The sequence below is a fragment of the Ignavibacteriales bacterium genome (genome assembly GCA_015709675.1).
In the GTDB taxonomy this organism is placed as follows: Bacteria; Bacteroidota; Ignavibacteria; order Ignavibacteriales; family Ignavibacteriaceae; genus H2-BAC3.
In genome coordinates, this window is the sequence record CP054182.1 from 1,375,799 (window position 1) to 1,391,473 (window position 15,675).

Here is a 15,675-nt window from a genome sequence, read left to right on the forward strand (position 1 = left end):
TTTGTGTCCCTGTTCGATTCCCTTCCTACCGGGGTGATATATTGCTCCGCAGTGGGTGAAGTTGTATATCTTAACCGTTCTGCGGCTGCCTGGCTTGGGATAAGTAAGGAGTCAGCAATGGATAAAACCCTTGCGGAACTTGGTTTGCAGCCCGCTGCCGGGCCGGGTTCAGAGTTTCCTTTTCAATCTGTTCTTTCCGGGCGCAAACCGGTCACATCCTGCGGAATTGAATCGGTAATCAGCGGCCAAAGCGCTCAGGCAGATTTTTACCCTCAGTTTGATTCATCCGGACGTATCGTAACAGGAGTAACGGTCTGCCTTGCTGAAGGAAAGGATGTACCAGATAATGGGAGTAAACTCCCGGCAAAAGTACTGCGGAAGAATGAAAGCAAATGTGGTACCAAGGAAGATTTTGTAAACCGTGTAAATAAAATAATAGCTGAATGTTCATCAATAGATCAGCTGCGGTCAGGGCTGATCTCAGAAATCGCCCGTTTCTTCAACTGGGATTATGGAACATTCTGGTGCATGAGTGATAATGGGAATGCACTGACCAATTCCGAGAATTATTTTAATCCTGCGGTTGTTTCTAATCTGTTTCAGAGTAATTTTCAAAAAAGACCACTCTTCCCCGGAGAAGGTCTGGCGGGTAAAGCATGGCAGCAAGGCCGGCCATTTAAGATGGCCCCTGTTGATATCATGCAGTTCCACTGGTGTGAGTATCTTAAGAAGCCGGATTTAGTTTCAGCGTACGCTTTTCCGGTATATACTGAAATGGGACTTGCCGGTGTGATGGAGTTTCTTTCACGTTTCAGCATGCCCGATGCCGAGGAACTTTCTGAGTTTTTCGAGAAAATCAGCGGTCCGTTGGGATTATTTATAGGAAGGGTTTACGCTGAGGACAAACTCAGAGTAAGTGAAGCAAGAAAATCGGGAATTCTTGATTCAGCACTTGACTGCATTATCACTATTGACAAAGACAGCAGAGTAATTGACTTTAATACGGCTGCCGAGCGGACGTTTGGCTATACGGCAGAGGATGTGATTGGACAGAGTCTTTCAGATCTCATTGTACCGGAAGCGTATCGTGAAGCACATAAAAAGGGTATGGACCGTTTTCTCAGAACGGGTCAGGGTTCAGTGCTGAATAAGCGAATAGAGATGCCGGCAATGCGGGCGGATGGTACTGAAATTCAGGTTGAGCTGGCAATATCAGTGGTTACTGCCGGGGACGGGCCTCTATTTACCGCCTATCTGCGTGATATTTCAGACAGGAAAGAGACAGAAAAAAGAATTAAGCGGCTTTCTTCATTTCCGGAGCTGAGTCCTAACCCGGTTATGGAAATTGACAGTCTCGGGACCGTGCTGTATGCCAATGATGCCGCATATATGGCTCTGGTTAAAACCGGATCGAAACATCTGAGCGTGTTTTTTCCCGATAACTGGAAAACCCTCTTCGATTCACCAGAAAAGGAAGCAAATTACCGGCAGAGTCAGGTAAAAAAAATCGGGGAGTGGTATTTTACCGTTTCCTGCAATTATATCCCTGAATTCGGAACGGTTCGTATATATACGTCAGATGTCACTGAGGAAATTCTGGTAAAACAGGAACTCCTAAGAGAAAGGGCATTTGCAGACCGGCTGATTGAAAGCGCACCGGAGGCAATGGTTATTACCGACCCGGACGAATCCATCATCAAGATTAACCGCCAGTTTACGTATCTGTTCGGATATACCGAGGAAGAGTGCCGCGGAAGAAAAATTAATAATCTGGTAGTGCCTGCCTCGAAAACACCGGAAGGGCAGAGCATTACACAGAAATCAGATTCATCAAAGGTCGTATCGGTTGAAACGATCCGCAAAAGAAAAGACGGAACGCTAATAGACGTAATTGTCTCAGTTGCTCCTGTTATTGTTGACGGGAAACAAACGGGAAAAGTGGGTTTGTACCGGGATATAACCGACCGCAAAAAACTGATTACGGATCTGATTGCGTCAAAGCAAAAAGCAGAAGAAATGAACAGGGTGAAATCATATTTCTTCAATAATATGAACCATGAGCTCAGAACTCCGTTTGTAGGAATCCTCGGATTCGCGGAGCTGCTTGAACAGATGGTTGCATCTCCAAAAGAACTTGAACTTATCCGGGGCATTATTACCTCCTCAACAAGAATGATTGAGACTCTTAACAGTCTCCTCGCACTTACAAAAATGGAAATTGAACCTCTTATCAGGAAAGATGGAAAAATGAACGTTCAACAGGCAATTAATGAAACCTGCCAGCTTTTTACTCCGGCCATACTCAGAAAAAATCTTGCATTTAATGTAAAACTGCCAGAAGGAACCCTCTTTATTCAGACAGATGAGCCCCTGTTCAGGGAGGTAATTTCAAGCCTCCTGAGCAATGCTGTCAAGTATACAGATACCGGAAAAATTGAGGTGAGCTGTTTTACAGATAATACGGTATATCCGGAAGTGCTTAGAGTGAGAATCTGTGATACCGGAATCGGAATACCCGCAGAGAAGAATAAACTGATTTTTGAGGAATTCCGCCAGGCCAGTGAGGGGCGGAGCAGGAATTTTGAGGGAATGGGGCTTGGCCTGACTCTTGCCAATAAATATATTGAACTTCTCGGAGGTGAGATTCAGCTTGAACATAATCCCAACGGAGGATCCATCTTCACGGTATCACTCCCGCTTTTTAAGGTGCAGAGTGATGAAGACCGGGCTGCTGCTGAAAAAGCAAAGAGAATGCAGACAGGAGCAGAAACTTCTTCAGACATGAAGAGACTGCTTCTTGTTGAAGATGATGAATTCTCCCAGAAAGTGATTTCGCTGATTCTGGAATCTGTATATACAATTGATATTGCCGCTGATGCCGATGCCGCGCTTGAAATGGTAAAAAGCCATGTGTATGACGGCCTGCTGCTTGATATCAATCTACGGCACGGTATTGATGGCGTTGATCTTATGGAGCTTCTTCGCAAGAGACCTGAGTATAAGGAAACGCCTATTATTGCTATTACTGCATTCGCTGCTGATCATGACAGGGATGAATTTTTGTCAAGAGGATTCAGTTACTATATGTCAAAGCCGTTCACCCGTGCCGAACTGATGCATCTGATTGAAACAGCAATACCTCCGAAAAAGGGGAAGTAGTCTTTTCCCTTGTGATATCGGGCCTGCAGCCGTGTGGTAATCCGATGCTTAGGATTCATGCGGCTGCCGCGGAAGAAATTGTGAGTGATCATTATGATTTGTACTCGTAATTCTTATTCAACTGTGGAGGGTAAGAGTTGCGTATCTGTGAAGGGAGTTTTTCTGTTGAACTGGATAGAGAGACAGAGGATATCAGTCATAATTTAAGCGCACGCGTCAGTTATACTTTTAAAATATATTGCGGAACTCATCTCCTTTCAGCTGTGTTTTCCGGATATGAATATGTTATCACAGAAAGATATTAACCGCATTATAGAAATGGCCTGGGAGGACCGCACTCCGTTTGAGGCGATTGAACATCAGTTTGGTTTAAAAGAAAATGATGTCCGCAGGATAATGCGAACTGAAATGAAAAGATCAAGTTTCATGATGTGGCGGAAGAGGGTCAGCGGCAGGAAGACCAAACATCTTGAACTTCGTCCCAAATCGGTTAACCGGTTTAAAAGCAGTAATCAGAAATAAATTCTGACTGTTAACCGGGTCTCAGGAACCGCCTTCTTTTAACCATCTCCCGCTATGGCTTTCCCTTATAACATACCCCTATCATATCCTGGGTCCAGATGGATATTCCCCCTCCGCTTTCGATAGTTTTCAGGAGGTTGAGGAATACTTTTAAGAGACGCCATGCAGCAAGTCTTAATCTTCCCTTTATATCTTTAGGCACCGGACCGGTTTCAAAGACCTCAATCCCGGTGAATCCAGCCGAACCAAATAACTGAACAATTGAATTTGGATTAAAAATGGTCAAATGTGTCAGATCGCCATGGATGATCCGGTTGGGAAACAGCCCCTGTGCATTTGGAGTGTGTAAGAGCAGCATTCCCCCCGGGGCAAGCGCGTTATAAATATCCCTGCTCAGTATAATGAGTTCATCTTTTGAGAAATGCTCAATGAAATCAAAAGCGAGGATAATGTCATAATCATTGCTGCAGGATTTAAGAAACTGCAGAGCATCCCCCGCGATGGCTTTTACCCCTCTTTTGTCAGCAAATGCAATCTGCTCTTCTGAAAAGTCAATCCCCAGGGCATTATCGTATCCCCTGTTTTTCAGGTATTCCAGGAAAAAACCGGGGCCGCAGCCGATTTCAAGAATTTTAGCGTCTTTCGGATATTTCTGAAGCAATTGCAGATATTTATAATCGGCCCATTCCCACTGTTTTTTAACATCCTCATCGCTGTAAGAAGCGATTTTCGATTTAAAGACGCTTACATAGGTTTTATAGAGTTCAGCACGGAAATCATTCATGCAATAGTCAGTACAATAAATTTATGATTTAAACCATCAAGATCAGTAAAAGTAGTGATAAGCGCAACTGATCGGTGAAATTACAAATTCTTCATTTTACAGGCGAAAAGGCTCGGTGAACGATAAATAATCAGGGCGGCGGTCTTGATTTTTATTGTTAAAGTAAACTCAGAGGCATATTTTTAGTTTAGAATTTCATTGTGACAATCGAATTTTCCACATACCGGGAGGATTCGTCAGTCTACCGGTCAGATCAGCTAATTCACTTAAAATAAATCAGTAATAAAAACATAACCAGGCGGTTTCATGGGTAAAAGGCAGTCTGAAAAAAAGTCTGCGGCAGGGCAAAACCATATATATGCAGAAACAGCGGCAAGTGATAGTTCTCCTGCGGGTGAAGTATATTTTTCCGCTATTTCTGAGTTGACTCCTGATCTGATATTCTCATTCAACAGTCAGGGGGAGCTGCTCTTCTCCAATCCCGCGGGGAATCAGGTTCTTGCAGAGGAGCAAAGCCAGTTTTCTAATCCTGCATTTGGGAAAAAAATCTTTACCGCAGTAATGGAAAACCGGGACTATGAGCAGATTATTGAGGCGGGCAAATCAGCGTACAGAATCAGCGGGGTGATTACTGACTCTGAAAAAGCGGTTTTAGTTTATGGAAGAGAAGTTCCGCGTGATGTATCCCTAAAAGCTGAACTAAACCGGTCGAATCAGCTGCTGGAACTTCTTACCAATGCCCAGAAAGAGTTTGTGATTAAAGACAGGGGAAAAGCAGGATTTGATCTGCTGCTGAACGGCTTGCTGAAGGTCACGGAAAGTGAATATGGCTTTATCGGCGAGGTTTTTTATAAAGCAGACGGCAGCCCCTATCTGAAATCTCATTCGATAACTAATATTGCCTGGAATCAGGAAACGCGTGATTTTTATGATCAGCATGCGGCTCAGGGGATGGAATTCCACAATCTGAATACGCTGTTTGGGTCGGTTATGGTGACCGGGGATATTGTTATTGCAAATAACCCTTACCAAGATCCGAGGAGGGGCGGTCTTCCGCATGGTCATCCTGCGCTTAATGCTTTTCTCGGAGTGCCGATGTTCCGCGATGATTTGATGATCGGAATGTATGGAATCGCCAACAGGCCAGGGGGATATAACAATGAGATTATCGAATTTCTTAAACCATTTACTGCCACCTGTTCTCAGCTTATACTTGCATATCAGGCAATTCAGCAGAAGAAAAAGGCGGAAGATGAGCTGAGAGAAAGCGAAGTAAAATACCGCAATATTGTAGAAACCGCGCAGGAGGGTATCTGCACAATTAATCCCGAAGGCATACTATCATATGTAAATGAACGGCTTGCCGTCATGCTTGGATATACCGTTGCTGAAATGACTGGTGCTCCTCTCAGTCAGTTCCTTGATAATGAAATAAAGAGTGAGGCGGAAAAGTATTTTCCGGTTAAAAATAATACTCTGTCTGAAAAAATAGAAATAAAACTTCTCCGCAAGGATGGAAGCAATATTTATGTATCCGTATCAGCGGGGCAGATTCACAATGAAAAGGGGAAGGTAATCTCTGTTCTGGGTATGATAAGTGACATCACGGAGAAGAAAATCTCTGAAGAAGCACTCAGAAAAGAACGGGCCTTTCTTGATCAGATAATTGAACGGTCGCCCGAGCCGACAGCTATTCTTGACTACGATGATAAAATTCTGCGGGTAAATGAAAGATTCCGTGAGTTCTTCGGATATACCTCTGAAGAAATTGAAGGAAGGCAGATAAACTCCGTAATAGTTCCTGCTCATTTGCGGGATCAGGCGGAAGAATATACCATGCAGGCAACAAGCGGAAACTCCATTAATGCTGATACAATCAGGATGAAAAAAGACGGCAGTCTTATTGATGTTGAACTCTCGGCGGCGCCGGTGGTGCTTGAGGGCAGGCAGGTTGGCATTATTGCGATATATAAGAATATTACTGAACGCAAGAGGATTGTTACCGAACTTATTGAGTCCAAAGAAAAAGTGGAACAGGAGCTGCTGCTCAGCCAGGCACGCAGGGAGGGGATGTTTCAGATGGCGCTCGATGCAATTATAACGGTTGATAAAAAGGGGGACATCGTGGACTTCAATCCGGCCGCTGAACGGATATTCGGCTATACACAGCAGGAGGTGACCGGCAGGGAACTTTCGCAGTTTATCGTGCCGGCTGAGTATCGTGAAGCACACCAGAAGGGAATGGAACGATATATGAGCACCGGAGAAGCACACGTCCTTAATAAACGAATAGAGATGACCGCAATGCGTTCTGACGGCTCAGAATTCCCTGCCGAACTTGCGATAACTGCTATCGGAACCAGGGAAGATCCTCTCTTTACCGCATATATACGGGATATTACCGAGTCAAAAAGAATCCGCCAGGCCATGCAGGAAAATCTCGAAAAGGAAAAAGCCCTCAGCCAGCTTAAATCACGGTTTATCGCAACCACGTCGCATGAATTCCGTACGCCGCTGACATCAATATATTCCTCCTCAGAACTGCTTGAACATTATGGTGAAAACTGGCCGGCTGAAAAGAAGAAGTATCACCTGAAAAAAATGCAGCGTCTGGTGACGCATCTGAAAGGTATGCTGAATGATGTGCTTCTGATAGAAAGAGTGGAGAGCGGTAATGTTCATTTTGATCCGTTCCCGCTGAATATAGCGGAATACTGCAATGATCTGATTGAAGAGTTTGAGCATAATAAACTGGAGACCATTTCGCTTCAGCAGGAGATATCCTGTCTCAGGCAGGAATATCTGGTTGATGAAAAACTTTTCGGGCAGATTATCCGCAATCTTCTCAGCAACGCGTTTAAATATTCCCCGGACGGAGGAACGGTAAAGTTCTCACTTAAGGCGGATGACCGTTCCATTGAGATCTCAGTTGCTGACCAGGGAATCGGTATATCTGAGCAGGATATTCCTCACCTCTTTGAACGGTTTTTCAGAGGGGAGAATACCGCAGGCATTGAAGGCACCGGACTGGGACTCCCCATTGTGAAGAATGCCGTGGATATGCACGGAGGTACCATACACGTTGCCAGTACCGTGGGGCATGGATCGGTTTTTACTGTTACTTTGCCTGCACGGAATAAATGACGGGTCAGATGCTCTCAGAAAGGTGCATAAAGCGGCTGACCCCATTGTGACTGGCGCTTATTGGCTGTAAATGAATTAATTGGTAATTTTCAGGATTACAGTTCAGTAGTTATCCGGTTTATCAATGATTCTTCCGTTAGTACTTCTTTTCCTTTTTCTAACCACGCTTCATCCCCAGGGGCTTAGCGAAAATAGCGGCTATTTCCTCCGGCCGGTTAAAACACCTTCAGGTATAGTCTTTACCGATAATTTTGGATCGGGTGTTTATACTATACGGAATGGTTCAGTGCACAAGCTGCTGAGTGCTCCCGGGTCCGGAAATTATTTTACCATAAGTCCGGGGGGAGAAAGTATCATCGCAAAGATTACTGAACCAAGAGGTCAGAAACTCATCTCAGTTTCGCTTCTGACCGGTCTTAAGAGGGAGATTACGGAATTCTCTGAAACAATCGGACAGGGCTCCTTTGCAAATCAGGGGGCATTCGCCAATACAGAGGGAAATTACTTTATTCTGCGGGAGAATGATACTGACCGCCGATTCCGGCTTCCTGCTTATGCCAACCTTGCTCCGATTTCTCCTGACGGGAGTTTTGCAGTTTACAATGACCAGAATGACCAGTTATATCTGTTGGAACTCAAAAGCGGCTCTTCCGAAATGATAACTTCAGGCGAAAAAGGATACTTTTATCCGCAGTGGTCTCCTGACGGCAGATATATTCTCTTCAGTTCTCTGGATGCCGGACTTTATATCTATTCTCCTTCAGAGAAGAAAGAAATATTTATTGCCAGAGGTTTTAATCCGTCCTGGAGCAGCAACGGCACGGAAATTCTATTTGAGACCAGAGAAGAAATCAACGGAGTTTTCGGAAATTCTGACGTAAGCATCTATACCATAGCATCGGCTCAGCAGCTTCGTCTGACGGCAACTCCGGAGGTTTCTGAAATGACACCGTCCCTTTCATCAGATGGCACATTGCTCTATGCTGTCCGTGAAGAAAAAGCGGTATATCAGGCACGATATATACCATCGGCCGGTGTGACCTCAGCGGTCAGGCTGATTTCAGCGGAGATAGATTATATTGAACGCAGCAGAGAGGAATTATCTTTTGCCCCTCCTACAGAAAGCATGAATATCCCGTATGTGCATCAGGTGTGGGACAGCCCTGACTGGTTTAACGGTCACTCTGCCTGCGGTGCGGGAACGGCAATTATGCTCATCGCCTACTGGAATCTGCTCCCCCCTTATGAAGGATGGTGTTCATGGCCAGCACCCGGCCACTATAACTACTATGGAAGATATATTGCCGACAGATACAGATTCCGTCAGGTGGATTATCAGTTCACCGCAAATGATCCTAACGGCAAGCCGTCTTTCGGAGGTTACGGATATATGTGGAACGGCAGTTACAGCCCTTACTCCCGCATGGTTTCCTACTATAGTAATCATGGTATCAGTGCAGTACGGGAAGAAGCACCCACATTCGCGAAAGCTGAAGCACAGATTAGCGCAGGTAATCCGTATACTATCTGCAATGGTCTTACCACTGCAGGGCATATTGTTCTGGCACACGGAGTGAATGCAGTTAACAGAACTGTTACCGTGAACGACCCTTACGGCAATAAGAATACGCCGGGATATCCGAGTTATGATGGCAAGAATGCAGTATATGACTGGCCCGGTTATAATAACGGATTTCAGAATTTGAATACCGTTTACTGGTGCGTGAATACTTCTTATACGGTACCTGCGCACGGAGATACGATAATTGATGATCTTGATTTTAACCGCGGCTTTTATCTGCATAACCGCCACGGTGCAAATATGCTCCACTACCGTGATATGACTCAGGGATATAAAGGGCATTTCTGGTATACTACCACCAGGAACGGCATGAATGATACCTGCTACGCAACCTGGAAGCCCAATCTGGCTTCAGACGGGATGTATGAAGTGAAAGTATATATTCCTTTTTCAAACGCGACTGACGCTGTCTACCGCGTGGTGCGAAACGGGGGTATTACTGATGTGCCGCTCAATCAGAAACTTTATTCAAATCAGTGGGTAAGTCTTGGAGTGCATCCGTTTAAGGCAGGATCTTCTGGATATCTCCGCCTTGGGGATAAATCCTCAGTGACAGGGCAGGAACTTGTGTTTGATGCTGCTCAATGGAACCTTATTGATCCTGTTCTCAGTGCTGGGGATGAGCAGGGCAGTCCATCCCTGTTTGGTATCACGGCAAATTATCCTAATCCGTTTAATCCTTCAACGCAAATTTCGTTTACTCTTAGCGAAAGCGGTTTTAGCCGTCTGGCCATATATAACATTCTCGGGGGTTTGGAAACGGTTCTGGTGAACGGGCAGCTTGAGTCAGGCAGGCATACGGTAGAGTTTTCCGCGGGAAATATGCCTTCGGGAGCCTACTTCGCCGTCTTGCAGTCAGGCGGCAGAGTCTCTGTGCATAAACTGACCCTGATTAGATAATGCTGAGAAGACTTCCGGTATCACTTTTAAGATCAGGCATGGGGGGAGTTCTTCTGGTATTTTTACTGGTTATCCTGCTTCCCCTCTCGGTATATACAGTATTCCAGGCCGTATCTTCAGCGTCAGCGGAAGAAGAAGCAGATGAGCTTTACCGTCAGCAGCTTGAGACGGTGCTTTTTTCGGTAAATCAGAATTCTGAGGATGTAACGGCAAACCTGACATCAAGAATTAACGGTGCGTATCTTCGATTCTCTTCTGTAAATGAACTTGCCGGGCGGCTTCAGCAGATTGTGAACGAAACGGGATTTATCTACTCAATTTCAATCATTGATTCACTTGGGAGAGAAACTGTAACCGTACCAAGCGGTTTGATGCCAGCTGCTTCAGTGGAAACATACACCCTGATTACCGGTTCAGCTGCGGTTAAAAGACTATTTGAATATATACAGTCAGGATACCGTAAGGTTGAAACGTTCAGCGGAAAAGGGGATGAAATGAACTTCGTCTTCGTGGCGGACAGTCATGACGGTACTCATGCGCTGTGTATTATATCTTTTTCATTACAAAAGTATATCAGTTCGGTACTTGGCCCAAAGATCAGGACTGTGGCCGGAAGCCGCTACTCAATGCTCATCCGGCATGCACCTTCCGGCGTCAGGGTTTTTAACCATGGTGATGGGAATTTTACTCCGGATGCAGTAAAACCGCTCTGGCTTCTGAGTGATTATGAGATCGGGATAAAAGCGAGCGGTGTAACTCTTACAGATGCTGTAAAAGAACGTACTGCCATGAATCTGCGGCTTTTAATCCTGCTGAATCTGTCATTGATGATAGGCGCTTTCCTGATCGGCTATATTATCAGGCGGGAAATGAAGCTCACAAAGCTGAAGTCCGATTTTGTGGCAAATGTCTCGCATGAACTCCGGACTCCTCTCTCACTTATCTCAATGTTTTCCGAATCACTCATGCTCGGAAGGGTAAAGAGTGATGAGAAACGAAATGAATACTATCGTATCATTCATGGTGAAACTGACCGCCTGAGCGGAATGGTAAATAAAATCCTCAGCTTTTCGAAAATGGAGGCCGGTAAAAAAACGTACACCTTTGCTGAACTGAGTCTCACGCATCATCTCAGCCGCATATATAACAGTTATGAATATCATCTGGAGCAGAAAGGATTTACCTCAGAACTGATACTTCCTGAAGACGAAGTGATTGTGAGCGGTGATGAACATGCTTTAGAAGAAGTGATAATCAATCTGCTTGACAATGCCATTAAATACAGTACTGATAAAAAATTTGTGTCGGTCGTGCTTAAAACGGAAGAGAGTAAAGCGCTGCTCTCCGTAACAGACAGGGGAATTGGTATTTCAAAAGAGGATCAAAAGCGTGTATTTGAGAAATTCTTCAGAGCCGGCAGTTCGGAAGTGCATACAACAAAAGGAACGGGACTCGGACTTTCGATCGTCCGGCAGATAGTGGAATCACACAAAGGAGAGATCACGGTTCTGAGTGAGCAGGGTAAAGGAAGCACATTTACAGTAATTTTGCCCTTAATTCAATAAAGGGAAATAGTAATTTCTTCGGCTTCGTAAAGACACGCCGCGGCGTGTCTCTACAAATTTAATATCCTCTAAAACTCAGTTGCTTCGCATTGATTAAAAGATTTGTACGGGTGTTCTCTGAACATGTGAGATGGTTATGTTCGACAGATTGTCATCTGTCGGTACGAAGACTTATTGCTCAAGTATTTCCCTTGGCTTCGTACAGACACGCCGCGGCGTGTCTGTATAAACTTTCGATTTTCTAAAATTCAGTTGCTTTACAGTGATTAAAACGATCCGTGCTGGAGTGCTTTACACATTTGATATCGTTGTATGCGACAGATTATTATCTGTCGGTACGTTCCTCAGTCGTTTATAAAAAAAGGCCTCCTTTTCAGGAGGCCTTTTATTTTCAGGGAAACAGAAATTATTTAATAAGGGTCAGTTTCTTTGTGCTGTTAAATCCTGGTGCTGAAAGGGTATAGAAATATACGCCTGAGCTGAGACCTGAAGCATCAAACTGAACGGTATATGAACCTGCCTGCTGAACGCCGTTTACCAGTTCTGCAACCTGATTACCGGTGAAGTCATAGACTCTGAGGGTAACATTTCCGTCAAACTTAATTGCATAAGAAATGGTGGTTGAAGGGTTGAACGGATTCGGATAGTTCTGGCTGAGTTCAAACTTTTCAGGAGTGGTTACATTCACTTCTATTTCATCGGAATAAGCATAACGTCCGTCATAATCAACCTGCTTAATTCTGTAGTTATAGAGACCTGCAGTTACATCCAGATCGCTGAAAGAATAGTTTCTTGCTTCAAGGGTTGTTCCGGCGCCTTCAACAAACGCGAGGGTTATATATTCACCGTCAGCAGCTTTTCTTTCAACTTCAAAACCGCGGTTATTCTTTTCAGTAGCGGTTGTCCAGTTGATGGTTACTTTATTCATGGTAACATTAGCTGAAAGAGCCGTGAATTCAACCGGAAGAGCCGGGCCATTCCACTTGCGGATTTCACCGCCGTTGCCTGCTGCCCAGGGGATACCGTTAAAAGCACCAACGGTATATAATACTGTAGTGTTGATTCCTTCAATCGGAGTCCAGGTTACTCCGCCGTCATAGGTAATCCAGGAAGCACCTGCGCTGCCGACTGCAACATAACGGTTTGTTCCTCTGAGGTTGACCACTGCACGGAAACCGGCACCGGTAACTGAAGATGTTGTCCAGGTAGCGCCGCCGTCAGTTGTTCTTGCGGTTGTACCGTTAAGGGCAACCAATACACCTCTCTGCTCATTTTCAAATGCAATGTAGGAAGAACCGGAGGTTCCATTAACGGACGGAACATCAGTTCTTGTCCAGTTAAGACCTTTGTTGGTTGATTTATAAACTGCAAAAGGTGTGCCTGCAACGCCTGAATAACCCGTGAACCAAACGGTATTACCTACAACTTCGATTGAAGTGGCTGTGCCATATTCGCCATTTGCGCTGTCTGCACCGGGGAAGTTAGCTCTGGGAACACGTGTCCAGGTGGTACCGCCGTTTGAGGTTGTAAGAATTTCCCAGTTGGTTGATGGATAAGGATCCGGATCGCCGTAATAAACGCCGTCATTGGCATTAAAGAACCGGACAGCATCACCAAAGCTGTTAGGATTATTATACTGGGAGACCCAGGTGGCGCCGCCATCCGTGGTTTTCCAGATGGACACATTAATCGAGCCGCCTTCAGTGCCGGTTACCCACGCTGTTGTGGCATCAAATGCCTCAACGGTATAGTTAACGGCGGTTGCAGAAGTGACTGTTATGGTCCAGGTTAATCCTCCGTCAGTTGACTTATACACTTTGCCGGCATTTCCGCAACCCCATATCAGCGATGCGCTTACTGGTTTAATATAGCGGAGACGGTCAGTTGAGCCGCTTGGAACAAGCACCCACTGGGCAAATGAAGATACACTTAGGAGGACAAAAACGAAGAGGGAAAGGGAACGAAGACGCATATTATGCTCCTTGTAAAGTTGAAGTTTTTGTTTAAGAGAGTGCTGAAACTTAGGGGATTTTTTTGGTACTGTCAACAACTATTTTCGACTGACCAGAGGTAATTTAAAACAAAAAACCCGCGGTTTTCCGCGGGTTTAAGGGTTTCTAACCTGTTAACGCCCGATTATCTGAGACTGAAAACCAGTATTTTACCGTCAATGTTTGACGCGGCAAACACGCCCGGACTAATCTGCTGAACCGTATGCGCGCGCGCAGTACCTGCATACAGCACCGGTAGGGTTTCTTTTTTCAGATGATCTGCCATATATATCACTCCGTGTTTTCCGGTAAAAAGCACTTTTCCGTCATACTCCATCAGTTCGACGGGCATAGTGTCAAGTCCGGACTTCATATCAGACTCCATAATCATTTTCCCCGTCGCTGCATCTGCCATAAAAAACTTGTTATGAGTTGCCTTAATAAACACTCTTTTCCCGTCCTGAGAGATGCCGATGGATTCCCATGCGTCAAAACTTTTATTCCGCCAGATGGTTTTGCCGAGCATCAGATCGATTGCAGAGACATGTTTGTCCGGAACTGATATATATACCGCGTTTCCGTCAGTAACCGGAACAGCGGCAGCAGGGGAGTAGTAAAAATTCTGATTCTCCGTCCAGCGCCAGTTCAACGTGCCTGTAGCAGCATCAACGCAATAGAGGTAATTATCCCATGCACCGTACAGGATGCGGTCTTTCACAAAAAGCGGACGCGTTTCGATCATTGCTTTGGCTGAGGTGTTTTCCCAGATCAGATTCAGAAAGAAGAGATCATAGTTATAGAGAGTGCCGTCTGATGTTCCGAAAACCACTCCCAGAGTTTTCTCTCCCTGATATACAGAATTAATGATGGTAAACTGCGATGTGATTTTCTTCTCAAGCCCTATGCTCTGAATAAGCGCCCCGGTGGTTGCATTATAGGTAAGCAGTTCTCCTTCAGCCGTGCCCACCGCAAGGATATTGGAGGCTGCTGCGGGTCTTGAGACAATTGTCCCGAAAGCAGTATTTGTCCAGAGCAGTCTGCCGTTTGCGTCAAAGCAGCGAATGGTGCCGTCATAAAACGCAGCATAGATTTTCTTATCGTATATAAGAAGCGGAGCCGAAAGGGTTGAATGAAATTCTTTGCTCCAGAGAAGATTAGCGTTATATGCAATCGTCTGAAGTGAATCTACAGAGGCAAGCGGCGCGGAGGTGCGTTTATCAATCATCCCCCATCTTTTAAGTGTTGTATCACCATTTGCTTCATAGAGGACGATGGAATCAGCATAGCTGTCTGCAATGGTATATCCCCAGACGGTTTTTCCTTTAAGGGTGGACCTTCCCATTGCGCCCGGTATGCCATGAATGGTTTTCAGCCGGTTGTTATGACCGTGGCCCCAGAAAAACGCTTTTATATTTCCTTTTCTCAGGATGTTTGCGGCCTTAAACCAGTTATGAACATCTCCATCCAAAGGATGATGTGAATAAAAGTAGAGTTCAAAACCTTTGGATTCTTTGTTTACTATTGAATCAAGCCATACAAGATCTTCAGCGGTAAAATGACCCCCGCCTCCCCGCCAATAAACACCGCTGTTGATTCCGATGTGCGCGGTTCTTCCCTTCCGGAAATAAAACTTATCATCTTTCCAGAGCTGCTTAAAGATGGTGTTGCCGCTTTCACTCCATTTGGTATCGTGATTGCCGGGGATAATATAATAAGGTACTTTAAGCTGGTCAAGTATCTCTTTTGCTTTGGTGAGTTCGGCATCTCTTCCTTTTTCGGCAATATCGCCGGTTGCCACAACAAAAGAAATGGTGGATCGTTTATTAATATCCTGCACACAGCTTAGTAAATCTTCCTCTGCCCCGGGGGCGCCGATGTGGATATCGGTCAGCCAGGCGAAGGAATAGTCCTGTGCGTTAAGTGAGAATGAAAGAAGAAAAACGAGAGTTATTAAACGCTTGGTAAACATAGTCCGGGAAATTTGTTTTTGTACAGGTGCAAAAATACGGAAAAAGGGGGGAAGAACCG

Annotated in this window: 8 protein-coding genes; 5 read left to right on the forward strand and 3 right to left on the reverse strand. The window is 45.1% G+C overall.

Going from position 1 to position 15,675, the window contains the following annotated elements; translation table 11 throughout:
* Nucleotides 1-3 precede the first annotated feature (3 nt).
* Nucleotides 4-3,159, forward strand: a complete 3,156-nt coding sequence (locus tag HRU80_05150; protein ID QOJ28294.1) for a PAS domain S-box protein — start codon at nt 4-6, stop codon at nt 3,157-3,159.
* Between the two features lie 276 nt (nt 3,160-3,435).
* Entirely contained in the window at nt 3,436-3,681 is a 246-nt protein-coding gene (locus HRU80_05155; protein QOJ28295.1) for a TIGR03643 family protein, read from the forward strand.
* Between the two features lie 52 nt (nt 3,682-3,733).
* Here the strand turns inward: HRU80_05155 and HRU80_05160 are convergent, their stop codons facing one another.
* Entirely contained in the window at nt 3,734-4,465 is a 732-nt protein-coding gene (locus HRU80_05160) for a class I SAM-dependent methyltransferase (GenBank protein QOJ28296.1), read from the reverse strand.
* A 306-nt stretch (nt 4,466-4,771) separates the two neighbouring features.
* On the opposite strand from HRU80_05160, the gene HRU80_05165 reads away from it, so the two are divergent.
* From HRU80_05165 to HRU80_05175, 3 genes are all read left to right on the forward strand, one after another.
* Nucleotides 4,772-7,609 (forward strand): PAS domain S-box protein, encoded by a 2,838-nt coding sequence (locus HRU80_05165; protein ID QOJ28297.1) that lies wholly within the window; start codon nt 4,772-4,774, stop codon nt 7,607-7,609.
* 124 nt (nt 7,610-7,733) lie between these two features.
* On the forward strand, nt 7,734-10,091 hold the full coding sequence (locus tag HRU80_05170) for a PD40 domain-containing protein (GenBank protein ID QOJ28298.1): 2,358 nt from the start codon (nt 7,734-7,736) through the stop codon (nt 10,089-10,091).
* Nucleotides 10,091-11,656, forward strand: a complete 1,566-nt coding sequence (locus HRU80_05175) for a HAMP domain-containing histidine kinase (protein QOJ28299.1) — start codon at nt 10,091-10,093, stop codon at nt 11,654-11,656. Before HRU80_05170 ends, HRU80_05175 begins: the two co-directional genes overlap by 1 nt.
* A gap of 406 nt (nt 11,657-12,062) precedes the next feature.
* Here HRU80_05175 and HRU80_05180 read toward each other — a convergent pair whose 3' ends face one another.
* Together HRU80_05180 and HRU80_05185 are read right to left on the reverse strand one after the other, a co-directional pair.
* Entirely contained in the window at nt 12,063-13,628 is a 1,566-nt protein-coding gene (locus HRU80_05180) for a T9SS type A sorting domain-containing protein (protein ID QOJ28300.1), read from the reverse strand.
* A gap of 164 nt (nt 13,629-13,792) precedes the next feature.
* On the reverse strand, nt 13,793-15,616 hold the full coding sequence (locus tag HRU80_05185) for a PQQ-binding-like beta-propeller repeat protein (protein ID QOJ28301.1): 1,824 nt from the start codon (nt 15,614-15,616) through the stop codon (nt 13,793-13,795).
* Between the last annotated feature and the right edge of the window lie 59 nt (nt 15,617-15,675).